This is a genomic window from Rubrivirga marina, from assembly GCF_002283365.1.
GTDB lineage: Bacteria > Bacteroidota > Rhodothermia > Rhodothermales > Rubricoccaceae > Rubrivirga > Rubrivirga marina.
The window spans coordinates 2,217,665-2,241,017 of record NZ_MQWD01000001.1 but is presented as its reverse complement, the minus strand read 5'-3'; the positions used below and the strand labels follow the sequence as shown (position 1 = coordinate 2,241,017).

The 23,353-nt window shown below is 72.9% G+C and carries 23 protein-coding genes; 8 read left to right on the top strand and 15 right to left on the bottom strand.

The annotated features are described in order from the left end of the window. The first annotated feature begins 191 nt into the window (after positions 1-191). The 5 genes from BSZ37_RS09155 to BSZ37_RS09135 all read left to right on the top strand — a co-directional run bounded on the left by BSZ37_RS09155 (position 192) and on the right by BSZ37_RS09135 (position 5,698). On the top strand, positions 192-1,805 hold the full coding sequence (locus tag BSZ37_RS09155) for a sensor histidine kinase (RefSeq protein ID WP_095510260.1): 1,614 nt from the start codon (positions 192-194) through the stop codon (positions 1,803-1,805). Continuing rightward, entirely contained in the window at positions 1,798-2,499 is a 702-nt protein-coding gene (locus BSZ37_RS09150) for a response regulator transcription factor (protein ID WP_095510259.1), read from the top strand. Before BSZ37_RS09155 ends, BSZ37_RS09150 begins: the two co-directional genes overlap by 8 nt. Further along, the gene (locus BSZ37_RS09145; RefSeq protein WP_095510258.1) at positions 2,496-3,614 is read left to right on the top strand and encodes a glycoside hydrolase family 2 protein; all 1,119 of its coding nucleotides are present in this window, start codon (positions 2,496-2,498) and stop codon (positions 3,612-3,614) included. Before BSZ37_RS09150 ends, BSZ37_RS09145 begins: the two co-directional genes overlap by 4 nt. 100 nt (positions 3,615-3,714) lie before the next feature. Further along, positions 3,715-4,401 (top strand): hypothetical protein, encoded by a 687-nt coding sequence (locus BSZ37_RS09140; RefSeq protein ID WP_095510257.1) that lies wholly within the window; start codon positions 3,715-3,717, stop codon positions 4,399-4,401. Positions 4,402-4,576: 175 nt separating this feature from the next. Beyond that, on the top strand, positions 4,577-5,698 hold the full coding sequence (locus BSZ37_RS09135) for a serine hydrolase domain-containing protein (protein ID WP_095510256.1): 1,122 nt from the start codon (positions 4,577-4,579) through the stop codon (positions 5,696-5,698). 1 nt (position 5,699) lies between these two features. Here BSZ37_RS09135 and BSZ37_RS09130 read toward each other — a convergent pair whose 3' ends face one another. The 6 genes from BSZ37_RS09130 to BSZ37_RS09105 all read right to left on the bottom strand — a co-directional run bounded on the left by BSZ37_RS09130 (position 5,700) and on the right by BSZ37_RS09105 (position 11,215). Further along, positions 5,700-6,419 carry a hypothetical protein gene (locus BSZ37_RS09130; protein ID WP_095510255.1) on the bottom strand — a complete coding sequence of 240 codons (720 nt, stop codon included), beginning with the start codon at positions 6,417-6,419 and terminating at the stop codon, positions 5,700-5,702. 67 nt (positions 6,420-6,486) lie between these two features. Next, entirely contained in the window at positions 6,487-7,593 is a 1,107-nt protein-coding gene (locus BSZ37_RS09125) for a metal ABC transporter permease (RefSeq protein ID WP_095510254.1), read from the bottom strand. After that, a complete protein-coding gene (locus BSZ37_RS09120) occupies positions 7,590-8,741 on the bottom strand; it encodes a metal ABC transporter permease (RefSeq protein ID WP_218830457.1) in 1,152 nt (383 codons plus the stop codon). The genes BSZ37_RS09125 and BSZ37_RS09120 overlap by 4 nt, the downstream gene beginning before the upstream one ends. Further along, entirely contained in the window at positions 8,738-9,547 is an 810-nt protein-coding gene (locus tag BSZ37_RS09115) for a metal ABC transporter ATP-binding protein (protein ID WP_095510253.1), read from the bottom strand. Before BSZ37_RS09115 ends, BSZ37_RS09120 begins: the two co-directional genes overlap by 4 nt. A gap of 10 nt (positions 9,548-9,557) precedes the next feature. Beyond that, positions 9,558-10,550 (bottom strand): metal ABC transporter solute-binding protein, Zn/Mn family, encoded by a 993-nt coding sequence (locus tag BSZ37_RS09110; RefSeq protein WP_095510252.1) that lies wholly within the window; start codon positions 10,548-10,550, stop codon positions 9,558-9,560. Beyond that, entirely contained in the window at positions 10,547-11,215 is a 669-nt protein-coding gene (locus BSZ37_RS09105; protein WP_095510251.1) for a metal-dependent transcriptional regulator, read from the bottom strand. The genes BSZ37_RS09110 and BSZ37_RS09105 overlap by 4 nt, the downstream gene beginning before the upstream one ends. A gap of 57 nt (positions 11,216-11,272) precedes the next feature. Here BSZ37_RS09105 and BSZ37_RS09100 point away from each other — a divergent pair, with 57 nt between their 5' ends. Next, positions 11,273-11,992: a transporter gene (locus BSZ37_RS09100; RefSeq protein WP_095510250.1), complete on the top strand. Its 720-nt coding sequence runs from the start codon at positions 11,273-11,275 to the stop codon at positions 11,990-11,992. Here BSZ37_RS09100 and BSZ37_RS09095 read toward each other — a convergent pair. The 5 genes from BSZ37_RS09095 to rlmD form a co-directional block, all read right to left on the bottom strand. Continuing rightward, a complete protein-coding gene (locus BSZ37_RS09095) occupies positions 11,989-12,354 on the bottom strand; it encodes a copper-binding protein (protein ID WP_179299545.1) in 366 nt (121 codons plus the stop codon). The genes BSZ37_RS09100 and BSZ37_RS09095 overlap by 4 nt on opposite strands. Positions 12,355-12,445: 91 nt before the next feature. Further along, complete coding sequence (locus BSZ37_RS09090) at positions 12,446-13,087, bottom strand: HmuY family protein (RefSeq protein WP_095510248.1); 642 nt, start codon at positions 13,085-13,087, stop codon at positions 12,446-12,448. Positions 13,088-13,192: 105 nt separating this feature from the next. After that, a complete protein-coding gene (locus BSZ37_RS09085; protein ID WP_095510247.1) occupies positions 13,193-13,471 on the bottom strand; it encodes a hypothetical protein in 279 nt (92 codons plus the stop codon). Beyond that, entirely contained in the window at positions 13,471-14,553 is a 1,083-nt protein-coding gene (locus BSZ37_RS09080) for a M42 family metallopeptidase (protein WP_095510246.1), read from the bottom strand. The genes BSZ37_RS09085 and BSZ37_RS09080 overlap by 1 nt, the downstream gene beginning before the upstream one ends. A 115-nt stretch (positions 14,554-14,668) precedes the next feature. Next, positions 14,669-16,135, bottom strand: a complete 1,467-nt coding sequence (rlmD, locus tag BSZ37_RS09075) for a 23S rRNA (uracil(1939)-C(5))-methyltransferase RlmD (protein WP_095510245.1) — start codon at positions 16,133-16,135, stop codon at positions 14,669-14,671. A 197-nt stretch (positions 16,136-16,332) separates the two neighbouring features. Between rlmD and BSZ37_RS09070 the strand changes: the two genes are divergently transcribed. Together BSZ37_RS09070 and BSZ37_RS09065 are read left to right on the top strand one after the other, a co-directional pair. Next, positions 16,333-18,852 carry a hybrid sensor histidine kinase/response regulator gene (locus tag BSZ37_RS09070; RefSeq protein WP_095510244.1) on the top strand — a complete coding sequence of 840 codons (2,520 nt, stop codon included), beginning with the start codon at positions 16,333-16,335 and terminating at the stop codon, positions 18,850-18,852. A 177-nt stretch (positions 18,853-19,029) separates the two neighbouring features. Further along, on the top strand, positions 19,030-19,248 hold the full coding sequence (locus BSZ37_RS09065; RefSeq protein ID WP_095510243.1) for a hypothetical protein: 219 nt from the start codon (positions 19,030-19,032) through the stop codon (positions 19,246-19,248). A 210-nt stretch (positions 19,249-19,458) separates the two neighbouring features. Here BSZ37_RS09065 and BSZ37_RS09060 read toward each other — a convergent pair whose 3' ends face one another. The 4 genes from BSZ37_RS09060 to BSZ37_RS09045 all read right to left on the bottom strand — a co-directional run bounded on the left by BSZ37_RS09060 (position 19,459) and on the right by BSZ37_RS09045 (position 23,294). Then, complete coding sequence (locus BSZ37_RS09060) at positions 19,459-19,677, bottom strand: DUF2795 domain-containing protein (RefSeq protein ID WP_095510242.1); 219 nt, start codon at positions 19,675-19,677, stop codon at positions 19,459-19,461. Between the two features lie 220 nt (positions 19,678-19,897). Next, positions 19,898-20,881, bottom strand: a complete 984-nt coding sequence (locus BSZ37_RS09055) for a M23 family metallopeptidase (protein WP_095510241.1) — start codon at positions 20,879-20,881, stop codon at positions 19,898-19,900. A gap of 355 nt (positions 20,882-21,236) precedes the next feature. Next, complete coding sequence (hprK, locus tag BSZ37_RS09050; RefSeq protein ID WP_095510240.1) at positions 21,237-22,253, bottom strand: HPr(Ser) kinase/phosphatase; 1,017 nt, start codon at positions 22,251-22,253, stop codon at positions 21,237-21,239. Between the two features lie 69 nt (positions 22,254-22,322). Beyond that, complete coding sequence (locus tag BSZ37_RS09045) at positions 22,323-23,294, bottom strand: AAA family ATPase (RefSeq protein WP_095512349.1); 972 nt, start codon at positions 23,292-23,294, stop codon at positions 22,323-22,325. Between the last annotated feature and the right edge of the window lie 59 nt (positions 23,295-23,353).

Here is a 23,353-nt window from a genome sequence, read left to right as displayed (position 1 = left end):
GCCGGGCGCGGCCGGTAGTGCCGTACGGCAGAACGCATCGGCAGTTCGCCGCGCGATCAAAATAGGGGACGCGGTCTCCCGACCCTCCCCGCCTCGGCATCGAGGCCGACCGGGCCGGCGCGATGACATTTGATGACAACCCCGGACCGCCGCCTGACAGCGACCGGCAGCGCTCCCGGTAGCTTGCCGTCGTGCCCGCCTCCCCACCCCGCGCGCTCCGCCGACTGGCGGGCGCCCTCCTCGCCCTCGCCATCGTGCCCGCGCTGGCGTTCGCGGCCGCCCAGGCCGTCGTGCAGAGCGAGAGCGAGGCCCGGCTCGCCGAGATCCGCGACGAGCAACTCGACGGGCTCCTCTTCTCGGTCAACCAGAACGCGTGGGACGTGGCCTCGACGTGGGCCGACCGGCTCGGGCAGCCGTCCTTCCGTGTCGAGTCGGGCTCGTCCTCGGCGGAGGCCGCCCGCGCGTTCCTCGAGGCCACCCCGGCCGTCCGGTTCGTCTTTGCCACAAGCCCGGCCCGCGCCGACGTCCTCTACTACGGCCTGCCGGCGCCCGTCCGCACCGAGGGCGACACGACCGGCTATGGACTCTACGCTCCGTATGCGACCGGCGCCGAGCAAATCGACGTCCGGGAAACGCTGCCGGACGCGCTCGTGGAGCGGCTGCTCGCCCAGCAGGCCCTCGGCTACCGGAAGCTGGAGCCGGTCGCGCTCGACAGTGGCGGCCTGCTCCTCGTCTTCGCCGCGGCGCCGGTGAACGGCCCAACGCCGAGGATCCTCGGGATGGCCGTCGACCCGAGCCCATTCGTCGAGACCGTCGTGATGCCCACGCTGCGGGAAGTCGGCCGCGGCGGCGTCGAGTTCGGCGTCTTCCGAGAGGGCGAGGCCGAGCCCATCGCCTCGACGGCCGCCATGAGCCGCGCCGAGATCACGCGCCAGCGACCGCTGTGGCTCCTGCCGGGCTACGTCGTCGGCGTGCGCGTCGGGGAGGGGTCGGCCGAGGAGGCGCTGCGCCGGCGGGCGTGGCAGAGCGTCCTCCTGTTCGGCGGCGTGACGCTGGTGCTCGGGGCCGGCGCGCTCTTCGCGTGGCGCGGCGTGCGCCAGGAGGTCGAGGTCGCCCGGCTGCGGGAGGACTTCGTCTCGAACGTGAGCCACGAACTCCGCACGCCGCTCGCGCTCATCCGGATGTATGGCGAGTCGCTCGCCGAAGGCCGCGTGCCCGACGACAAGAAGCCGCGCTACTACTCCACGATCGTGGCCGAGACCGAGCGCCTGAGCCGGCTCGTCGGCAACGTGCTCCACTTCAACCGGTTCGAGCGCGGGACGGCCCGGATCGACCGCCGCCCCCTCGACCTCGGCGCGCTCGCGGCCGAGATCGGCGAGCGGTACCGGCCCGTCGTCGAGCGCGAGGGGTGCGCGCTCCGACTCGACCTGCCCGAGAGCGCCCTCCCCATCCTCGGCGACCACGACGCCCTCGCGGAGGCCCTCGTCAACCTCATCGACAACGCCGTGAAGTACGGCGACGGCGGCCCGGTCGAGGTCGCGGCCCGGCGCGCCGACGGCTCGGCGCTCGTCGAGGTGGCCGACCGCGGGCCCGGCATCCCCCCCGCCGACCGCGAGCGCGTGTTCGAGCCGTTCGTCCGCGTCCAGCCCGCCAGCGCCGACGGGCTCGTCCACACGGCCAAGGGCACCGGCCTCGGCCTCGCCCTCGTCCGCCGCATCGCCGAGGCCCACGACGGCACGGCCACGGTCTCCGCCCGCGCCGGCGGCGGCAGCGTCTTCCGGATCTCCCTCCCCTCCCATGCCTGACCTCCCGATCCTCGTCGTCGACGACGAGCACGCCATGCGCGAAGGGCTCCGCGACAACCTCGAGTTCGAGGGCTACGCCGTCGACGAGGCGGCCGACGGCGAGGAGGCCCTCCAAAAGCTCCGCGGCGGCGCCTACCGGCTCGTCGTCCTGGACGTCATGATGCCGAAGCGGTCGGGCTTCGAGGTCCTCCGCGAGGCGCGCGCGGCCGGCGTCGCGACGCCCGTGATCTTGCTCACGGCCAAGGCCGAGGAGTTCGACACGGTCCGGGGCCTCGAGTTCGGCGCCGACGACTACGTGACCAAACCCTTCGGCCTCGGCGAGTTGCTGGCCCGCATCAAGGCCGTCCTCCGCCGGACCGAGTCCCAGACGGCCTCGCCCGCTGGCCTCGCCCGCGACGTCGTCGAGGTGGGCCGCCTCCGGGTCGACCTCGGGACCTACCAGGCGACGTCCGACGGCGAGCCCGTCGCCATGACGCACCTCGAGGTCGAGGTCCTCCGCTACTTCGCCGCGCGCCCCGGCGCCGTCGTCTCCCGCGACGACCTCCTGGACGAGGTCTGGGGCTCCGACGTGGCGCCGACGGCGCGGACGGTCGACAACTTCGTCCTGAAGCTCCGCCAGAAGGCCGAGCCGGACCCGGCCCAGCCGCGCCACTTCCTGACGGTCCACGGCGTGGGCTACAAGTTCCTCCCATGAACGGCCGCGTCGTCCTGCTCGCCCTCATCCTGATCGCGGTCGTCGGCCTCGTCGTCCGCGTCGCGGCGTCGGTCCTCGACCGCCTCGACGGGTGGGAAGGCGCGACGCACGACGTGTCGTGGGACGACCCGTGGAAGACGAGCCCCCCCTCGCCCGACGACTGGACGACCGTCGTGGACCTCGCGGGGACCTGGGACTTCCGGATCGGCGATGCCCGCCGGTGGGCCTCCGGCGGCGCCGACGCCGGGTGGGACCGGATCGCCGTGCCGGGCGCGTGGGAGGACGAGGGATACCACGGCTACGACGGCTTCGCGTGGTACCGCACCACGTTCACGCTCGACGCCAAAGATGCCGACGTGCTCCGCACCTCGCCCTTCCTCCTCCTCGGCCGCATCGACGACGCCGACGAGGTGTGGCTCAACGGCGAGCCCGTCGGCTGGAGCGGGCGGATGCCGCCGAAGTACCAGACGGCGGCCTTCGGCTTCCGCATCTACCGGCTCCCCCCCGCCCTCCTCCGTACCGACGGCCCCAACGTCCTCGCCGTCCGCGTCTACGACGAGGGCCTCGAGGGCGGCATCCTCGAAGGCCCCGTCGCACTCGCCGTCCCGACCGCTCGCAACCCCGAGGGCGCCCCGGTCGTGGCCGACCTCGCCGGCGACTGGCGCTTTTCGCCCGGAGACGGCGACTGGGCCGCGCCCGACCTCGACGACGCGCGATGGGACACGCTCCGCGTGCCGGCGACCTGGGAGTCCCAGGGCTACCCCGAGCTCGGGCACGTCGCGTGGTACCGCAAGTCGGTCCGCCTCGGCGCCGATGCGGCCGAGGCGGACCTCGTGCTCGTGCTGGGCGCCATCGACGACCTCGACGAGACGTTCGTCAACGGCGTCCGCGTCGGGAGCACGGGCGACGTCGAGACGGGGCAGATCCGGGGCGACGAGTGGCAGATCGAGCGGGCCTACCCCGTCCCGGCGTCGGTGCTGCGTGAAGGTGAGAACGTCGTCGCCGTCCGCGTGATCGACGGGATGATCGACGGCGGGATCTACCGCGGCCCGGTCGCCCTCATGACGCCCGAGGCCTACGCCGAACGTCGGCGGCGGACCGGCGATGACGACTGATGACAGGACGCCGACCGGCGGTGACGAACACGGGCGAGCGGATGACAACGTGCGGGGGCCAGATCTCGAACCTGAGTCATCACTCAGCCCCCGCCCTCTCATGGCCCGCTTCACTCTCCTCGCCCTCTCCGTCGCCGCCCTCCTCGCCGTCGCCCCCGTCGCCTCGGCCCAGGTGCAGTTCACCGCCGCCCCGATCTCCGCGGCCCCGGCCGCCTCGCCGTACGTCGGCCTCTACGCCGCCGACGGCGGAATGGTCGAGGTCCGCGACGGCCGCGACGGCCTCGTGCTCGTGGCCCACGGCGCACCCGTCGCCGCCCGCCTCGCCGCCTTCTCCGCCTCCGACGAGGCGACCGACGCCCGCGCCGACGCGCTCCTCAATGCCTGGATCCTCGGCGACCTCGACACGGTCGTCGGCGCCGTCCGCCCGGCCCGCCAGGCCGACGCGGCCGAGCACCTCGCCGCCTACCGCAGCGCGCTGATCCGCGGCCACGGCGACGTCGTCGCCGGCAGCGTCGTCGGGACGTTCCGCCAGATCGACGGCCGCGAGGCCACGCTCGTCCAGGTCCTCTTCGACCGGGGCTCCGAGTGGGCCGCGTTCGTCTGGGACGAGGACGGCCGGCTCGTCACGATCACGCGCGGCCTGAGCCCCGTCGTCGTCGGGTCCGTCCGCGAGACCGCGGCCGACACGTTCGCGGCCCACGCGGCGCCCGCCCCGCTCGCCTTCGAGCGCGAGGCCGACGGCCGCGTCGGCGCGCTCCAAGTCGGCACGTTCTCGGCCGTTCGGTAGCGGCGGCCGCGACGCGGGGCGGCGTTGGTCCGTGCGCCCCGCCGGCCACCGGGAGACGGCGCCCCGCGCCCGACCCCGGTGGCTTTGTTTGTTTCCGACTCCGCCCGCCTCGACGCCGAGGCGGGCGGAGTCGCCTTGTTTGGGCGCTATCCTCCGCCGCCCCTCCCCTGCCGCCATGCGCGCCCTGCTCGCCGCCGCCCTGTTCACCGTCGGCGCCCACGCCCAGCCGCTGGCCAGCGCGCCGGTCGACCCGCTCAGCCGGAAGATCGACGCGGCGGTCCGCGCCGTCCACGAGGCGGGCGCGTTCGACGGCGTCGTGCTCGTGGTCGAGGGGACGCCCGCCGCCCCCCGCGTGCTCTACGAGGGCGCCTTCGGGCTGGCCGACCGGACGTGGCGCATCCCGATGACGCCCGACGTCCGGTTCCCGCTCGCGTCCATCACGAAGCAGGTCGCCGCCGTGGTCGCCCACCGGCTGGAGATGGACGGCCGGCTCGACCTCGGCGCGCCCGTCGCCCGGTACGTCCCCGGCCTCATCGCCGGCGGCGACTCGGTCCTCGTGCGCTACCTGTTGAACCACACGTCCGGCCTCCCCGACCTCGACGCCGACGGCGGGGCGGCCTGGCGGTGCCCGCTCCCCGGCGAGCCCGATACGCTGGCGATCGCGGCCGACGTGATCCGCCTGTTCGGATCGGGCCCGCTCCGCGCGACGCCCGGCGGGACCGTCGCCTACAACAACGCCGACTACCTCGTCCTCGAGGCGGTGATGGAAGCGGCAACGGGCGAGCCGTTCGAGGCCCTCCTCCGACACGAGATCCTCGACCCGCTCGGGATGACCGACTCCGGCCTCCTCCGCCCCAGCGGCACCGTCGAGCGGCTGGCGACGGCCTACGCCGCCGACGAGCCGAGCCTATGTCTCGCTCGCTGGCGCTACGGCGGGGCCGCCGCGCTCTACGGCACGGCCGCCGACCTCGCCCGCTTCGACCTCGCGCTGATCAGCGGCGACCTCCTCCCGCCCGACCGGCTCGACGCACTCTGGGCGTCGTCCTCTGAGATGGGGTTCGTGGCGCAGGGCGCGTGGTCGTACACGAAGCCGATCGGTGACGCGAGGGTGCGGGTGATCGAACGGCAGGGGACGTTCGGGGCGCTCGGCGTCCTCAACGTGTTGCTGCCCGATCAGGGGCGCGCGGTCATCCTGCTGAAGAACCCGGGCGACGCGAACCTCTTCGCGCTGTCCCACCAGCCGGGCCTACCCGACGACCTCGTCCGCCTCGTCGCCGCGCCCCCCGAGGCAGAGTGAGTCACTCGCTCAGGTACGCCGCGAGCGCGGCGTCGGCGTGCACCTGCAAGGCGCGGGCCGTCGGGGCAGAGACGCCGCCGAGCGCGCGAAGGCCGACGGTCGACCCCTCGGTCAGACCGCCGACGACGGTGAGGGCGGCGAGGTAGGTGCCGGCCGGGCTCGGATGGAAGCGGTCGAGGCCGTACGGGTCGGCGGTGCCCTCGGCGCGGGCGAGGCGCCACGCGGCGCCGGCCGGGAAGAGCGCGGCGTCGGCCTCGCGAGCGGCCGTCGCGTAGGCCGTGACGACGGCCTCGACGCGGGCCTCGTCGCCCTCCGGCGGCCACACCATCAGGACCGCCGGGCGGACGCCGTGCGTCTCAGCGAGGTCAGCGAAGTGGCCGACCCACGTGGCGAGGTGGACCTGATTCTGCGGCACCGACGACGGCCCCTGTTGCATCACCACCACGTCCCAGTCGCCGGAGGCGATCGCTTCGCGTGCCCCGCCGAGGTACCAGTGGTCCTCAAGCGACACGTCGGCCGACGCCACGGTGCCGATGTGGACGTCCTCCCCCCCGAACGTGGGCAGCATCGCGCCCACCATGCCCGGCAGGTCGTTCGTGTACGTCAGGCTGTTGCCGACGAACAGGACGTTGAACCCCGGATCCGGCGTCGTGTCGACAGGGTCGGCAGACCCGCAGGCGAGTAGCGAGAGGAGCAGCAGCAGGGCCGAGAGTCGGGGCATCAGGCCGGGGCGGAAAGGGTTCGAACCTACAGGGTTGCCCTGTGCGTCGGAAGGCGATTCGGCTCCCCTACCCCACCATCGCTCGCTGGGCCGCCGTCCGGCCGTCGTCCGTCAGCGCGAGGCGGTCGCCGGAGCGGCGGACGGCGCCGCCGCGCTCGGCTGCGCGGACGGCACGGCTGGCGAGGGCCGGCGCCCAGTGGAGGTGTTCTTGGAGGTGGCTCACGCGGCACTCCCGGTCCGCCTCGGGCGTGTGCTCGTGGTGGAGGAGGTGGACGAGGAGCATCCGCTCGGCGAAGGCCACGCGCTGGCGGGCCCGGCGGCGGGCCTGCGCCACGAGCCCGCGGTGCGGCGCGAACGCGAAGCACAGCGCGAACAGGACGCCCGCCATCACGGCCATTGCCCCCGCGATCGACACGTCGAACAAGCGCGCCATCCAATACCCAGACACGGCGCTCGCCACGCCGAGGGCGACCGACAGGCCCAGCAGCACGGGCAGCCGGTCGGTCAGGAGCCACGCCGCGGCCGGCGGCGCGATCATCAGCCCGACCACGAGGATCGACCCGACCACGTCGAACGCGCCTACCGCGACGACCGACACGAGCGTCATCAAGGCGTAGTGGACGGCGGCCGGCGCGAGCCCGAGCGCGCCCGCGAGTGCCGCGTCGAACGTGCTGATCTTCAGCTCCTTGTAGAACAGCCCGACGAACGCGGCGACGAGGACGAGCACGGTGCCCATGAGCCACAGCGACTGCGGGCCGAGGTCCCACCCGCCGACCTCAAATCGCTGGATCCACGAGAAGGCCGGGTCCCCCAGGAGCACGGCGTCGATGTCGAGGTGGACGCCCGACGCGTACCGCGAGATCAGCACGACGCCGATCGAGAACAGGGCCGGGAAGACGAGCGCAATGGCCGCGTCCTGCTTCACGAGGCGCGTCCGCCCCAGCGCCTCGATCGCACCGACGGTGAGCACGCCCGTCACGGCCGCGGCGACGAGGAGGAGCGGCGAGTTGAGGTTTTCGGTGTGGAAGAACGCCAGCACGATGCCGGGGAGGATCGCGTGGCTGATGGCGTCCGACAGCAGCGCCGTCTTGCGGAGCACGAGGAACGCCCCCACGAGCGCGCAGGCGGCGGCCGTGACGGAGGCGATGAGCTGGATCTCGAGCTGCGGCGTCATGGGGTGGGTCCCTCGACCTCGACGCCGAGGTGGGCGGGGTCGTGCTCATCGGCCCGCGTGCGGGCGAGGCGGCGGGCCTCGGCGAGGCCGCGCGGCGTGAGCGCCCAGGCGTCGTCGCGGGGCTCGACGAGGCCCTGCTTCTGAAGCCGGTCGAGGGTCGGGCCGACGGCCTCGGGGCGGGCGGTCATGGTCTGGAGCGTCGCCGCGGGGTGCGGGTAGTGGACGTCCTCGTGGGCGAGCGCGAGCGTGTAGAGGTCCTCGAGCGTGCCGGCCACGCGGAGCACGCGCCGGTTCCGGATCCCCAGCGCCCACGCCGCCACGAGCCCCCGACCTGGCGCCAGAAGGAGGCTCACGCCGACGACGGCGGTCGCCACGAGCACGATCGTCGGGCCCGTCGGGATGCGGGCCGTGGCACTGGAGAGGAGCGCCCCGGCCGCCCCGCTGAGCGCGCCGAACAGCCCCGCCAGTGCCACGACGCCCCACAGCCGGTCGGTCCACTGCCGGGCCGCCGCCGCGGGCGCCACGATGAGCGCGCTCATCAGCACCACGCCGACCGTCTGGAGCCCGATCACGATCGCCACCACGAGGAGGGTCGTCAGCCCGACGTCGAGGGCACGGACGGGGAAGCCCTGCGACGCGGCGAAGTCGGGGTCGAACAGGAGGATCTTGAACTCCTTCCAGAAGACGAGCATCGCGACGAGCGCGACCGCCCCGAGCACGGCCATCGTCACGACGTCGCGGCCGACGAGCGCGGCGGCCTGCCCGAAGAGGAACGTGTCGAGCCCGGCCTGGCTCGCGTCCGGCTGCGCCTGGATGTACGTGAGGAGCACCATCCCCAGCCCGAAGAACACCGACAGGACGATGCCGAGCGCGGCGTCGTATGGCACCCGGCTCCGCTCGACGATCGCGCTCACGCAGAGCGTCCCCACCCACCCCGCCAGCCCGGCCCCGACGACGAGGACGAGCGGCGCCTTGCTCGCCGTCAGCAGGAAGGCCAGCGCGACGCCGGGCAGGGCCGCGTGGCTGATGGCGTCGCCGAGGAGCGACTGCCCGCGGAGCACGGCGAACGCGCCGAGCGACCCGGACGAGAGCCCGAGCACGGCCGCGCCCAGCGCGACGGTCCGCAGCGTGTAGTCCAGTTCGATCACGGCACGGGCGGCGTAGCTCCCTCGGCCTCGGTGCCGAGGCGGGCGGGGTCGGCGAGCGACGCGCCGCCGGCCTGGAACGGGACGCGCCCGCCGTAGGCCGCGCGGAGGTTGGCGTCGGTAAAGACCTCGTCGACCGGCCCAGCCGCGATCCGGCGGACGTTCAGGAGCAGGACCCAGTCGAAGTACTCGGGGACGGTCTGGAGGTCGTGGTGGACGACGAGGACGGTCTTCCCTTCCTCCCGGAGCCGCTGGAGGAGCAAGACGATGGCGCGCTCGGTCGTCGCGTCGACGCCCTGGAACGGCTCGTCCATGAGGTAGACGCGGGCGTCCTGCACGAGGGCCCGCGCCAGGAACACGCGCTGCTGCTGGCCGCCCGAGAGCTGCGCGATCTGCCGGTCCGCGAAGTCGGCCATGCCGACTTGCTCGAGCGCCTCGGACGCCCGCGCCCGCTCCTCGGCGCCGGGCCGCTTGATCCACCCGAGGCGGCCGTAGGTGCCCATGAGCACCACGTCGAGCACGCTCGTCGGGAAGTCCCAGTCGACGGAGCCGCGCTGGGGGACGTAGGCCACGTCGCGGCGACGCTCCGCCAGCGGCGCGCCCAGCACCTCGATCCGCCCGGCGGCCGTCGGGAGGAGGCCGAGGATCGACTTGATGAGCGTCGTCTTCCCCGCCCCGTTCGGCCCGACGATCGCCATGAGCACGCCCTCGGGCACCCGCAGGTCGACGTCCCACAGCACGGGCTCGTCCCGGTAGGCGACCGTGAGGTCGGCGACGTCGATGGCCGGCGTGACGGCGAAGCGCTGCATGGGTTCCATGCTACTCGGCCGGCGCGAGGGCGCCGACGATCGTGTTCACGTTGTGCCGGATCATGCCCTCGTAGGTCCCCTCCGGCGTGCCGGGGTCGCCGAGGGCGTCCGAGAACAGGTTGCCTCCAATGGCGACGTCGAAGCCGCGTGCGCGGACGGCCTGCTGGACCGCCTCGATGTTCCGCGGCGACACGCTCGACTCCACGAACATGGCCGGGATCCGGCGCTCGGCCACGAAGGCCGCGAGGTCGCGGACGTCGGCCGTGCCCGCCTCGGTCGCCGTCGAGAGCCCCTGCAGCCCACGGACGTCGAAGCCGTACGCCTCGCCGAAGTAGTTGAACGCGTCGTGGGCGGTGACGAGGACGCGCCGGTCTTCGGGCACCTCCGCGACCCGCTGGCGGACCCAGGCGTCGAGCGAGTCGAGGCGGGTCTGGTACGCAGCCGCGTTGGCCGCGTAGGTCTCCGCGTGCGTCGGGTCGAGCGCCGCGAGCGCGTCGGCGACGGCGGTCGAGACGCGCTTCCAGAGGGCGACGTCCATCCAGACGTGCGGGTCGAAGCTGCCTGAGAACTCCGGCGGCGAGAGGAGGACGTCCTCGGAGATCACCTCGGCGATGGGCTCGGCCACGATCCCACGGCCCTCGACCTGCTCCAGCACCTCGCCCATCTTCCCTTCCAGTTCGAGCCCGTTGTAGAGCACGAGGTCGGCGCCGACGAGGCGCGCCACGTCGCTCTCCCGCGGCCGGTACAGGTGCGGGTCGACGCCCGCTCCCATGAGGCCCTCCACCTCGACTCGGTCGCCGCCGACCTCGCGAGCGAGGTCCGCGATCATGCTCGTCGTGGCGACGACGTTCACGGTCCGCTCGGCGATCGGGCCGGAGGCCCCGCCCTCGGCCGGCCCACAGCCGACGAGGCTCAGGGCCAGGACCACGACGGGCAGGGCCAGGCCTGCGGCCCCGAGGGAGGAGAGAACGGCAGTCGTGCGCTGGCGGTCGGGGGGGCTCATCGGATGTCGTCGAGAAACAGGAAGGGGGGCGCGTCGGCGCCGAGGTGGACGGTCTCGCCGGCCCGGTCGCCCGAGAGGAGCTGGACGGCCACGGCGCCGTCGTCGGCGACCGCGTCGAGGCGGAACCGGACGCCCGGGAACAGGCCGGCCGCGCCGACGGCCCGGAGGAGCGCGCCGTCATGGTCGCTGACCTCGGCGACGGTCGCCTCCTGTCCCGGGTCGAGGCGGGCGAGCGGGAGCCGGTCCTCCTCGTCGAGTTCGAGGTCGGGCGTGGGGATCGGGGCCCCGTGGGGGTCGTGGGTCGGGTGGCCGAGCGCGGCGTCCATGCGGGCCTCGAGGTCTTCGGAGAGCACGTGCTCCCAGGCTTCGGCCTCGTCGTGGAGACGGTCCCATGGCACGCCCAGCGCCTGGTGGAGGTAGGTCTCGACGAGCCGGTGATGGCGGATCGTCTCGACGGCGACGAGCCGGCCGGGCTCCGTGAGGCGCGCGCCCTGGTACGTCTCGTGGGCCACGAGGCCCGCCTCGGCGAGCTTCTTCAGCATCCCCGTCACCGACGCCGGAGACACGCCGAGGTGATCCGCCAGCGCCGACGTCCGAACGGGGTCGCCGGTGCGCCCGAGTTGGTAGATGGCCTTGAGATAATCCTCGACGGCGGGAGACGGCATGGGAACCGGATTTAGGCTCGGCTAATTTAGGCCACCCTAAACCAGTCTGCTCTGCCCATGTTCCGGCCCCTCGTCCTCTCCTTTCTCGTCGGAGCTCTCCCCGCCTCGGCGCAGCTCGTCACCGACCGGCCCGATTTCACCGAGAGCGCCGTCGCCGTTCCGACGGCTCGGGTCCAGGTGGAGGCCGGCGCGTCGTTCGAGGTCGTCGACACCGGCGCTGGCGGCGGCGCGTTCGGGGTCTCCGGGCCGGAGGCTCTCGTCCGCCTCGGGCTGGCGGATGGGTTCGAGGCCCGCCTTGGCCTGCCCGGCTACCGCATCGCCGACGTGACGCGCCCGGATGATCGGGGCTTCACCGACCTCGCTCTCGGAGCGAAAGCCGGGCTCGCCCGGTTCGCAGAGTGGGACGTCGCCGCCATCGTGGAGGTCTCGATCCCGGTCGACAGCGACGCGAGCGTGAGTCCGCTGGCGATCCTCATCGTGGGCCGCGACCTCGGGGCAGTGTCGCTCGGGGCGCAGGCAGAGGTCGTGTGGGACCGGACCACCGACCGCACCGAGGTCGGCGGAACAGCCGTCTTGGGGGTGCCGCTCGCCGAGCACGTCGGCGGGTTCGCCGAGGTCGCCGCCGGCACGACGCCCGACGGGGCGGCCGTGCTCGCCCACACGGGCGCGACTCTCCTCCTCTCGCCCGATCTCCAGCTCGACGCGCACGGCGGCCTCGGCCTGACGGCGGCGGCGCCCGACGCGTTCGGCGGTCTCGGGCTGAGCGTCCGGTTCTAGCCGCCGGTGTCGGGCAGGACGATCCCGCCCCGTCCGCTGGCGTCCCTTGGCTCGAGGTCGAGGACCGTGTCGAACGGGAGCGTTTCGACGTTGACGACTTCGAGCGACGCGCTGTCGAGCGTGAGCGCGACCCGGGCGCCCTCGGTCAGGCTGTCGAGCAGGGCCGGCGTGTAGACGCGGAGGGCCATCTGCATGGCGGGCATCCGGTTGGGTATCGCCTCGTGGTTGACCAGCATGGCCTCTCCCCCATACATCGGCTGGACGTACACCGCGCGGACGACGAGCGTCGCCGAGGGCGGCTCGGCGGGAGGCACGTCGGAGCAGGCGACGAGCGCGGCCAGCGCGAGGAGTGGGAAACGCATGGGCGACGGGGAACCGGGCGCCGTGCACGCCCCGGGGCTCGGCCGGTTCTCCTCGCCGCCCCTGAACCGACGGTTCCGCCGGATCCGAGCGCTACTCGGTCTCCACGAACGACGACCCATCGGGGTTGACGACGTACTCGAACGTGTAGACCCCGCCCTCGGAGTCGTCGTCGATCGCGGCCACGTCGGGCGCGCCACGGTAGTAGCTCACGAACCGGACCTTGGCGTAGCCCTGTCCGTTGCCGAGGCGGAGCAGGAGCGTCCGGCCCTCGACCGGGACGACGGCTGTGCCGCCGCCGGGCAGCCCCACCTCCTCGAACCACCCGTCGCCCGGGGCTGTGCAGACGGCGCGCGGCGGGCCGCTCGGGCACGGCGACTCGCCGTCGCGGCGGTAGACGTAGTCGTCGTTCAGCGCGTCGTCGACCTCCTCGATCGGGACGTCGACCACGACGCCGACGCCGGCGCCGGGTCCGCTCGACCCGCCGTTGAGCAGGATCTCCGTGCCGCGGAAACCGAGGTCCCACCGCGTCGTCGCCGAGTCGGACGCGGGGACGACGCGGGGGACTGCCGTGGAGTCCGCCGTCGGCCGCCCGAGGGAGTAGAGGGTGACGTCGGCGCCGTCGCCAGCCTCGACGTCCGCCTCGGTGCCGCGGTAGGGCTCGGCGTCGAAGGCGCTCGACCCGCAGGCCCCCCAGACGAGGGCGAGGGCGACGAACAGGAGCGGACGGGACATGATCGGCGTAGAGAGGGGCATCAAGCTAGATCCGTCGCGGAGGCTCGGCCGGGTGTTCCGCCGCGCCCGGCTCGGCCCGCTTCGGCGCCGAGGCGGGCGGGTCCGCTACCGCCCGAACTCGCGGGAGAGGCGCTCGACGTAGGCCGCCCAGAGCGCCCGGAAGTCGGCCGCCTCGGCCTCGACGTGGCCGCAGTCGCCGCAGACCGAGAGCTTGAGCTCCGTCCGCACCGGCCCCTTCATCAGCGCCGCCTCCGGCTTCTTGTAGACGCCGACCGACAGCTTCGCTCCCCCGTAGCCCTCCGCGTAGAAGAACGCGTCGGGGATGAGGGCGTCGGAGCCGCAGCGCACGCACTGGGGCGAGATGGACGGGTCGGTCTCGGGCATCAGAGGACGGCGGTGCGGAAGGTGTCGTCGGCACGGACGGACCGCGCGAACGCGGCCAGCAGGGCGACGGTGTGCTCGACGTCGCCGAGGTCGACGGTCTCGACGGTCGAGTGCATGTAGCGCATCGGGATCGAGACGAGCGCGCTCGGGACGCCCCGCCGCGACGTGAAGATGACGTCGGTGTCGGTCCCCGAGTACCGGCTCGACGACTCGTGCTGGAGCGGGATGTCGTTCGCCTCGGCCACCTCGATGAGCCGCTCGACCACGGCCGGGTGGTTGACGGTCCCGTGCGTGACGGTCGGCCCCTCGCCGAGCTTGACCTCCCCGTGCTTGGCCTTCTCGATGCCGGGCGAGTCCGTCGCGTGCGTCACGTCGATGACGACGGCCACGTCGGGCTCGATGGCGTAGGCGGCCATCTTCGCCCCATTCCCGCCGATCTCCTCCTGGACCGCGTTGAGCGCCGTGACGGTCGCCGCGTGCTTCTTGCCCGTCCGGAGCTCGCCGAGGACCTGCGTCAGGACGAACCCGCCGAGCCGGTTGTCGAGCGCGCGCCCCGTGACGCGGGTGTCGGTCAGCATCTCGACCGCGTCGGCGTAGACCGCGGGGTGGCCCACGCGGAGCCCGAGGTCGGCGACCTCCTCGCGCGAGCTGGCGCCGACGTCGACGTAGAGGTCCTCGATCTTCGGGGCCTTCTCGTCGTTGCTCCGGTCGCGGAGGTGGATGGCCGTGTTGCCGAGGATGCCAGGCACGGGGCCCTTCGAGCCCATGAACACGAGCCGGCGCGCTCGCGCGATCGCGTGGTCGCTCCCTCCGATCCTGTCGACGCGGAGGAACCCGTCGTCGGAGACGTACTTGACGGCGAAGCCGATCTCGTCGGCATGGGCCTCGAGGAGGACCGTCGGGGCGTTTTTCTTGCCGTCGCGGACGGCCCAGGCGTTGCCGTAGGCGTCGCTCTCGACGCGGTCGGAGCGCTCGGCGGCGCGGGCGGCCCAGAGCCGCTGGCCGGGGGCCTCGAAGCCCGTCGGCGAGGGCGTGCGGAGGAGGTCGAAAAGGAAGGTTCGGTCGTCGTCAGAAAGCGGCATAACTGGAGTATCGGGGGGCAGATCGAAACGCGCCGGGCCGTGGGCGAGGTTTCGAGCGGAGTCGGTCCGCCTCGGTCGCCAACCGGAGGAGCTCGCCGAGGCGGGCGGGGCCGCCCTAGGTCAGCCGGAGGCCGACGACGCTCTCGACGTGGTGCGTGTGCGGGAACATGTCGACGGGCTGGACGGCCTCGATGGTGTAGGCCGCGGCCTCCTGGAGCATGGCGAGGTCGCGCGCCTGCGTCTGCGGGTTGCACGAGACGTAGACGATCCGCTCCGGCCGGAGGTGGGCGATCTGGCCGACCACCTTCGGATGCATCCCGGCCCGCGGCGGGTCCACGATGAGGACGTCCGGCCGGCCGTGCTCCTCCACGAGCTCCGGCTTGAGCAGCTCCAGCATGTCACCGGCGACGAACGTGCAGTTGGCCACCCCGTTCGCCTCGGCGCTCGCGCGGGCGTTCTCAACCGCCTCCTCCACCAGCTCCACGCCGACGACCCTCTTCACCTGGTCGGCGACGAAGAGCGAGATCGTGCCGGCGCCGCAGTAGAGGTCGTAGACCACGTCGTCGGGCTGGAGGTTGGCGAACTCACGGGCGACCGCGTAGAGCCCCTCGGCCGCGACCGTGTTGGTCTGGAAAAACGCGTTCGAGGCGATCTCGAACGTGTGCGGCCCGATCTTGTCGCGCACGAGGCCCGACCCGAACACCGTGTGGACCGCCTCCCCGAACGCCGTCTGCGCCACGCCCGAGTTGATCGTGTTGACGAGCGTCGTGACCTCGGGGAACTCGGCCCGGAGGAAGTCGGCGAAGGCCGCCATGCGCGGCTCGTCGTAGAACGACGTCACGAGGTTGACCATCCGGTCGTCGGTGTGGCCCGGCGTGCGGAGGGCGAGGATGCGGAGGTAGCCCGTGTGCTCGCGCGGGTGCCACGGCGACCACCCCTGCGCCTTGGCGAAGGCGCGGACGCCGTTGACGAGGCGGGCGCTCCACTCGCTCTGGAGGTAGCACGCCTTCAGGTCGAGGACCTTGTCGAACCGGCCCGGCACGTGGAGGCCGAGCGCGAAGTCGGTGTCCATCTCCTCCCCCGTCGCGATCTCCCAGTCCGTCAGCCAGCGCATGGCGGAGAAGGAGAACTCCATCTTGTTGCGGTAGAAGTAGACGCCGCCCGACCCGTCGTAGGCGCCGCCGCCCAGCGGCGGGCGGACGTCGGCGGCGGAGAGGTCGAGGCGGGCGCGGGTGAGCGCCGAGACAGCCTGCTCTCCCTTCATCGCCAGCTGCGCCGGGTACTCGACGTGCTGCCACTTGCACCCGCCGCACGACGCGGCGTACTCGCACCGCGGCTCCGTGCGGAGCTCGCTCGGCTCCAGGACCTCCAGCAGCCGCGCCTCGGCGAACCCCTTCTTCCGTTTGAACACGCGGGCGCGGACGCGGTCGCCCGGCACGGCGCCGGCCACGAACACGACGAACCCGCCGTCGCCCTCGCCGACGCGGGCGAGGCTCTTGCCGCGGTCGGCGAAGTCCGTCAGCGTGAGTTCGACCTCGCGGCCGCGCTTGAGGTCGGAGGGGGCGAGCGTGTCTGTCGGCATCGGGCGTCGGGCGGGGCGAAAGGAGAAGATGGCAACCGCCCCACCCACCGCGGGTGAGGAATGGAGGAGTCCGACCGCCTCGGCCGCGCGTTCGGGTGGGTGGACCGCCGTTTGCAACTGAGTCCCACGGCTCTCTCCTGCCCTCTCCGTCCCGGTGGTGGTTACCAAATCGCCCGGGGCGCTCCGAAACACCCGCCGTGTCCGCCGACGACTCTCCCCTCCCGATCTGGATCTACCGGCTGCTCCTGTTCGTGGGCGGCGCGGCGTTCGTCGCCATCGGGTGGGAGTACCAGTTCGGCGGCCCGACGACGGTCGACCCGTTGGCGGGGCGTCTGGCCATCGGCCTCTCGGCCCTCTCGTTGGGCACGCTCACCTTCACGAGCACGACGATCCGGAGCAAGGCGTACGTCCTCGTCTACGGCCTCTTCCTCATCGTCTCGGCGTGGCAGATCTACGTCGCCACGGTCGGCGGGCTCACGCCGACGGCCGCGTTCGGGGTGCTCCTCGTGTTCCTCGGGTGCTCGGCCGGGATCCAGACGTCGCGGTGGCTGGCGACCTACACGGTCCTGTTCGTCGGGTCGATGGCGCTCGCCGCGTACACGCTCGACGCGCCCGGCGTCCCGCGCGGGGCGTTCTTGGCGACGCTCGGCGCGCTCGGCGCGCTCGGCGTGTTCGTGACGCGGGCCCGCGAGGAGACGCTCCAGACGCTCCACGACGCCAAAGAGGAGGCGCTCGACGCCGCCCGCGCGAAGTCGGAGTTCCTGGCCGCCATGAGCCACGAGATCCGGACGCCGCTCAACGGGGTCATCGGGATGACCGACGTGCTCGCCGCCACGCCCCTCTCGCCCGACCAGCTCGACTACGTCGGGACGATCCAGGCCTCGGGCCGGGCGCTCCTCGGCGTCATCAACGACGTCCTCGACTTCTCCAAGATCGAGGCCGGCCGCCTCGACCTCGAGTCGGAGCCGGTCGCCCTCCGCCCGCTCGTCGACGACGCGGTCGCCGTCGTGGCGCAGACGGCCACGCAGCGCGGCGTCGAGGTCGTCTGCCACGTCGAGCCCGACGTCCCGGACATCGTCCTCGGCGACGGCGCGCGGCTCCGGCAGGTCGCGCTCAACCTCCTCTCGAACGCCGTCAAGTTCACCGAGGCGGGCACGGTCGCGCTCCGGCTCGACGCCCGACGCCGCCGCGGCGGAACGGTCGAGCTCTCCCTCCGCATCTCAGACACCGGCATCGGCATCCCGGACGAGCACCTCGACACCCTGTTCGACTCGTTCACGCAGGTCGACGCCTCGACGACGCGCCGCTTCGGGGGGACCGGGCTCGGCCTCGCCATCACGAAGCGGCTGGCGGAGCAGATGGGCGGGGTCGTGTCGGTCGAGAGCGAGGTCGGCGTTGGGTCCACGTTCGAGATCCGGATCCCGCTGCCCGAGGTCGACGCCCCCCCGACCGCCCCGGTGACGCCGGCCGGCGCCGTGCTCCTGATCGTCGAGCCTCACACGGCGGCCCGCGACGCCGCCGTCGCGCTCGCCGAGAGCTACGGGCTCGGCGTCGCCGCCTTCGCCACGGTCGACGCCGCCGCCGCCTGGATCGCCGACGGCGGGCGGTACGACCTCGCCGCCCTCGCGCTCAACGCCAACGACCGCCCCGACCACGCCGACGCCGACCGCCAGGGGGCCTTCGGCTTCGCCGACCGGCTCCGCACGGACCCCACCCTCGGGGGGCTCCCGCTCCTCCTCCTCGCTCCACTCGGCAGCGCCGTCGTGGCCTCCGGCGTGTTCGACGCCGTCCTTACCAAGCCGCTCCGCGCCGACCGGTTCGCCGACGTCGTGGCCCAGCTCGTCGGGAGCCGCCGGCCGGCGGCGAAAAAGCTCGCGACCGGCCCGGTCCAGGGGCCGCTGCGGGTGCTGCTCGTCGAAGACCACGAGGTCAACCGGAAGGTGGCCACGGGCCTCCTCGCCCGCCTCGGCATCGCGCCCGATGTGGCCGAGAATGGGGCCGAGGCGCTCGACGCGCTCCGGCGCGACCGCTACGACCTTGTCCTGATGGACCTCCAGATGCCCGTCCTCGACGGGATCGGCGCGACGCGGCGGCTCCGGGCCGAGCTCCCCGCCGCGCGCCAGCCGCGCGTTGTGGCCCTCACGGCCAACGCGTTCGCGGAGGACGCCGCCCGCTGCCGCGAGGCCGGCATGGACGGGTTCCTCACCAAGCCGGTCCGGCTGGAGGACCTCCGCGCTGAAATCGCCCTCGCCGGCGGGGTCTCCGAACGGACCGACGACGCGCCCCCTCCGGTCCCCGCCCCGGCCGACCGTTCGGTCGAGAGCACGCCCGAGACCGACGCACTTGCCCTCCCGACCCCCGAGGCGATCGCGGCCCACCTCCGCGCGCTCTCCGACGGCGACGACGCGCTCGCGACCGAGATCCTCGGCGCCTACCTCCGCACCGAGCCCTCGCTCCGCGCCGAACTCACCGGCGGCGACCCGGGCGGCGCGGCGCACAAGTTGAAGTCGGCCTGCGGGACGCTCGGGGCCGACGCCCTCTCGCATGCAGCGTTCGAGGTCGAGCGCGACGTCCGCGAGGGTCGCGACGTGACCGGCGCCGTCGCGGCGCTCGACGCGGCGCTCGGCGGGTTCCGAGACTCCGCCGAAGCTGCTCTGGCAGCCCTGTCTCCGGATGGCGCCCCCACCCCCACCAACGGTGGGCCCGTCTCCGGCTGAGACGGGACGGCCTGGTGGGGGTCCGGTTCGATACACTCGGCCTCAACGTCACGCCAGCGGCGGCAAATGGGGAGGCTGGACGAGCTCGAACGGCTAGGGGCGCCGGTTTCTCAATCGGGCCCCCCATCCTCCCGATACCCCCCCAGTCCGTTGCCGACCGTCTCCCTCTCTCGCTCCGTGAGCCCCTCCCGCGCCGTGTTCGCCCACCGTGGCTTCCAGCTCCGCCTTCGCGCCGAGGCCGGCACGTTCGCGTTCGAGATCCGTGACCGCGACCTGACACTCCACACGTCGGCCCCCGACTTCCGGTCGCCCCACGCCGCCGAGCGCGCCGCGCGGCGCTTCGTGGACGACGCCCTCGGCGCCTTCGCCGCGGCCTCGAACGCGTACGCGGCCTAGCCTCCGCCTGACCCGCGCTCCGAGGAGGGGCGCGCCGGGGAGGAGGCTGCTGCTGCTGGCCCGCGACCGGACGGCGGGGGTGGGCGCGTCCGCGCCCGAGCCGTCCGGCCGTACCCCTCCCTCAAACGACGAGCCTCCGGCCTGTGGTGGGCCGGAGGCTCGTCGCGTGTCGGCCCGCCTCGGGGCCGAGGCGGACGGGGTCGGTCGACGCTACTCGTCCTCGAAGTAGAAGTCGTCGTTGTGGGTCGGGTAGTCCGGCCAGACCTCCTCGATGCTCTCGTACGGCGCGCCGTCGTCCTCCATCTCCTCGAGGTTCTGGATCACCTCGGCGGGGGCGCCGGTGCGGTCGGCGTAGTCGATGAGCTCGTCCTTGGTCGCCGGCCAGGGCGCATCCTCCAACGTCGCGGCCAGTTCGAGCGTCCAGTACATGCGGTCTGAGGGGTCAGGAGAAAGGAGTCGGCCGGCACGATAGGACCGGGCCTGTGGAAATGCAACGGGGCGGCTCCGTGAGCTTCGTGCGGAGGCACGCGGTCCACATCGGGTCTTCGATGGCGCCTCACACGGGCGACGCTCCGCCGCGTTCCCCGAAACGGGAAACGGCCCGGAGCACGTTGCTCCGGGCCGTCGCTCCATCGGTCCAAGCCGGGCGTCAGTCGAAGGAGACCGTCTGCGAGCGGGCGGCCTCGACGAGCTCGCGATACTGGGCCGGCGTGACGTCGGGGACGAACGTGGCGACCGGGTTGATCGGCGACTCCTCGGCGTTCATCAGGCGGACCTCGTAGTGGAGGTGCGGGGCCGTCGAGAGGCCCGTGTTGCCGCTGTAGGCGACGGTCTGCCCACGGCGGACGAGCGCGCCCTCGGTGATGCCACTGGCCACGCGGGAGAGGTGGGCGTAGCGCGTGATCTTGCCGGCCAGCGGGTGTTCGATCTCGATCACGTTGCCGTAGCCCCCGCGGGTGCCGACGAACCGGACGCGGCCGTCGCCGGCGGCGTAGAGCGGCGTCCCGACGGGCGTCGGGAAGTCGACGCCGGCGTGCATCCGGGAGACGCGGAGGATCGGGTGGTACCGCATCCCGAAGCCGGAGGTCAGGCGGGCGTTCTTGAGCGGGAGGATGGCCGGCTGCTGACGGAGCACGGCGTCGCGGTCGCTCGCGAGGCTCTTGATTTCGTCGTAGGACCGGCTCTGGAGCTCGAGCTGGCGCTCGAGGCGGTCGAACGTCTCGGACGTCTCGGTGAGGAGCTCGGCCGTGGGCGTCGAGAACCGGGCGAACCGGTTGTTCTCGGAGCCGCCGACCCCGAGACGGAACTCGTCCTCGGAGATCGGCTCGGCGTTGAGGACCGTCCGGTAGATCTCGCGGTCGGTCTCGGCGAGGTGCTCGAGCTCCTCGGTGAACGACGTGAGCTGCGAGTGCGTCGAGGCGAGCTGGCCGCGGAGGGCGTCGATCTCCTCGGCCTGCGCGATCTCGGTCGGCGAGGTGAGGAACGTCGAGAGGACGCCGACGCCGACGGCGCTGAGCACGAGCGAGAGGCAGGCGATGGCGCCGACTTTAAGCCAGAGCCCCTTCCGGCTCGGCTCGACCTCGACGAAGGTGCACGCGTCGTGGTCGTAGTAGAAGTATCGGTTGTCAGGCATGCGGGAGAGGGAGACGGTGGTGCGGCTCCCCGGTGCGGCCCCACAGGGGGGTGACGGCGGCCGGACGGAGGAGGGGGCGGTCCGTGCGCACGCTCCCGTTCCGCAACAACCGGGCCGAAGCTCCGGGTTCGCGCTCGGCGGGACTGACCCCGGCCGGTGGTGGGAGCGCTCTCACAGGCGGGGTAAACATAGACGCCCTTTCGGGCTTTCGGCAACCTCGACCCCCGGCTTTCCCCTATCTCCCCGATACGCCGGCCGTTCCGTTCCGTATCGGAACCCGATCGTTCCGAAGTCCTCCCGCCCAAGACGAGGCCGCCCGGCGGGCCGCGTCGGCAGACTAGGATCCGGCCTCGTCCTACTCGAAGTCGTGCTCGAACCAGTCGATCCCGCGGCCGGCTCCGGGCGTGTCGGACTTCTGCTCGATCCGCTGGCGGAGCTTCGTCGAGAACGCCTCGGCCGGGTCGTAGCCGTAGTGCTGGAGCAGGTGGTTCATGGCGATCACCTCGCAGATGACCGTCACGTTCTTGCCCGGCGTGATGGGGAGCTTGACGAGCGGGAGGTCGACGCCGAGGATCGAGTCCGTCTCGGTCACCATGTCGATCCGGGTGTACTCCTCGTCCTCGTCCCACGGGTGGATCTGGACGACGACCTCGATCCGCTTCTGGTACCGGATCGCGCGGACGCCGAACATCGACCGGACGTCGATGATGCCGAGCCCGCGGATCTCCATGAAGTGCTCGGCGAGGTCGGTGCCGGCGCCCATGATCACGCCCGAGCCCGTCCGCGTCGCCATCACGACGTCGTCGGCCACGAGCCGGTGGCCGCGCTCGACCAGGTCGAGGGCCATCTCGGACTTCCCGATCCCGGCCGGGCCTGTCAGGAGGAGGCCGATGCCGTAAACATCGACGAGCGAGCCGTGGACCGTGAGCTGCTCCGCGAAGTGGTCGTCGAGGACGTCACGGAGGAGGCCCATGAACGGGACCGTCGCGACGGGCGTCCGGTAGAGCGGGACGCCGTAGTCGGCGGCGAGGGCTTCGAGGTCGCCGTCGAGCCGGTTGCCGGCCGTGAGGATGACGCACGGCGGGTCGAACGAGAGGAGCCGGTCGAACCCATCCCGAGCCGCCTCAGGCTCGAGCCAGCCGAGGTACCGACACTCCGTGTTGCCGAGGATCTGGACGCGCCGGTGCTCGAAGTGCTCGGTGTAGCCGGCCAGCACGAGGCCCGGCCGGTGGACGTGGCGGACCGTCACCGCGCGGTCCTCGGCGTCGCCGCCCCCGCACGCCTCGATCTCGACGCCGACGCGGTCACGGAGCCGCGTCAGCAGCGCCGGGATCAGGATCTTGTCGCGCCGGAAGGGCTGAGGCTTGCGCATGTCAAGGGGGATGCGGGATGCGGGATCGAGGGATGAGGCCCTCATGGCCCACCCTCGTTCCCGATCCCTCTACGGGACCTCGACCGTGTCGAGGACGCGGCGGACGATCTGGTCGGAGGCGACGTCCTCCGCCTCGGCCTCGTACGTCACAGCCACTCGGTGGCGAAGCACGTCGAGCGCGACGGCACGGACGTCGTCGGGCGTGGCGTAGGCCCGGCCTTCGAGGAAGGCGTGGGCGCGCGCCGCGAGCGCGAGGGCGATGGAAGCGCGCGGGCTGGCGCCGTAGGCCACGAGCCCGCGGAGGTCCCGGAGCCCGTAGCGCTCTGGCTCCCGCGTCGCCAGCACGAGGTCGACGACGTACTCCTCCACGCGTGCGTCGAGGTAGACCTCCCCGACGACCGCGCGGGCCTGGAGGACCTGCTCCGGCGACACGACGGGCGAGACGGACGGCGGCGGCGTCCCGTGCGACATCCGCCGCATGATCTCGATCTCCTCGTCCCGCGTCGGGTAGTCGACGACGACCTTCAGCATGAACCGGTCGACCTGGGCTTCGGGAAGCGGGTAGGTCCCCTCCTGCTCGATCGGGTTCTGGGTGGCGAGGACGAGGAACGGCCGCGGGAGGGGGTACGTCGTCTCGCCGATCGTGACCTGGCGCTCCTGCATGGCCTCCAGGAGCGCGCTCTGAACCTTCGCCGGCGCCCGGTTCACCTCGTCGGCCAGGATCACGTTGGCGAAGATGGGCCCCTTCTTGACGAGGAAGGTGGCGTCGGCCTGGTTGTAGACGAGCGTGCCGAGAAGGTCGGCCGGGAGGAGGTCGGGCGTGAACTGGATCCGCTGGAACCGGGCGTCGACGGCGCGCGCCAGCGTCGAGACCGTCAGCGTCTTGGCCAGCCCGGGGACGCCTTCGAGCAGGACGTGGCCGCCGGTGAGGAGCCCGATGAGGAGCCGCTCGACCATGTGGCTCTGCCCCACGACCACGCTCCCTACGGCGTCGAGGAGGGGGCGGACGAACCGGGACTGCTCGGCGACGCGGGCCGTCAGCGCGTGGAGGTCGGGCCCGGCGTCGGCCGGAGCCGGAGCGGCCGCCTCGGTGGGCGCGG

Excerpts from the sequence above, each read along its gene's own strand:
- BSZ37_RS09130 (WP_095510255.1), bottom strand. The coding sequence starts at position 6,419 with ATGCCCCGACTCTCGGCCCTGCTGCTGCTCCTCTCGCTACTCGCCTGC.
- rlmD (WP_095510245.1), bottom strand. The coding sequence starts at position 16,135 with ATGCCGACAGACACGCTCGCCCCCTCCGACCTCAAGCGCGGCCGCGAG.
- BSZ37_RS09145 (WP_095510258.1), top strand. The coding sequence starts at position 2,496 with ATGAACGGCCGCGTCGTCCTGCTCGCCCTCATCCTGATCGCGGTCGTC.
- hprK (WP_095510240.1), bottom strand. The coding sequence starts at position 22,253 with ATGCGCAAGCCTCAGCCCTTCCGGCGCGACAAGATCCTGATCCCGGCG.
- BSZ37_RS09060 (WP_095510242.1), bottom strand. The coding sequence starts at position 19,677 with ATGTACTGGACGCTCGAACTGGCCGCGACGTTGGAGGATGCGCCCTGG.
- BSZ37_RS09080 (WP_095510246.1), bottom strand. The coding sequence starts at position 14,553 with ATGCCGCTTTCTGACGACGACCGAACCTTCCTTTTCGACCTCCTCCGC.
- BSZ37_RS09150 (WP_095510259.1), top strand. The coding sequence starts at position 1,798 with ATGCCTGACCTCCCGATCCTCGTCGTCGACGACGAGCACGCCATGCGC.
- BSZ37_RS09095 (WP_179299545.1), bottom strand. The coding sequence starts at position 12,354 with ATGCGTTTCCCACTCCTCGCGCTGGCCGCGCTCGTCGCCTGCTCCGAC.
- BSZ37_RS09115 (WP_095510253.1), bottom strand. The coding sequence starts at position 9,547 with ATGCAGCGCTTCGCCGTCACGCCGGCCATCGACGTCGCCGACCTCACG.
- BSZ37_RS09055 (WP_095510241.1), bottom strand. The coding sequence starts at position 20,881 with ATGCCTGACAACCGATACTTCTACTACGACCACGACGCGTGCACCTTC.
- BSZ37_RS09100 (WP_095510250.1), top strand. The coding sequence starts at position 11,273 with ATGTTCCGGCCCCTCGTCCTCTCCTTTCTCGTCGGAGCTCTCCCCGCC.
- BSZ37_RS09140 (WP_095510257.1), top strand. The coding sequence starts at position 3,715 with ATGGCCCGCTTCACTCTCCTCGCCCTCTCCGTCGCCGCCCTCCTCGCC.
- BSZ37_RS09105 (WP_095510251.1), bottom strand. The coding sequence starts at position 11,215 with ATGCCGTCTCCCGCCGTCGAGGATTATCTCAAGGCCATCTACCAACTC.
- BSZ37_RS09110 (WP_095510252.1), bottom strand. The coding sequence starts at position 10,550 with ATGAGCCCCCCCGACCGCCAGCGCACGACTGCCGTTCTCTCCTCCCTC.
- BSZ37_RS09090 (WP_095510248.1), bottom strand. The coding sequence starts at position 13,087 with ATGTCCCGTCCGCTCCTGTTCGTCGCCCTCGCCCTCGTCTGGGGGGCC.
- BSZ37_RS09135 (WP_095510256.1), top strand. The coding sequence starts at position 4,577 with ATGCGCGCCCTGCTCGCCGCCGCCCTGTTCACCGTCGGCGCCCACGCC.
- BSZ37_RS09125 (WP_095510254.1), bottom strand. The coding sequence starts at position 7,593 with ATGACGCCGCAGCTCGAGATCCAGCTCATCGCCTCCGTCACGGCCGCC.
- BSZ37_RS09085 (WP_095510247.1), bottom strand. The coding sequence starts at position 13,471 with ATGCCCGAGACCGACCCGTCCATCTCGCCCCAGTGCGTGCGCTGCGGC.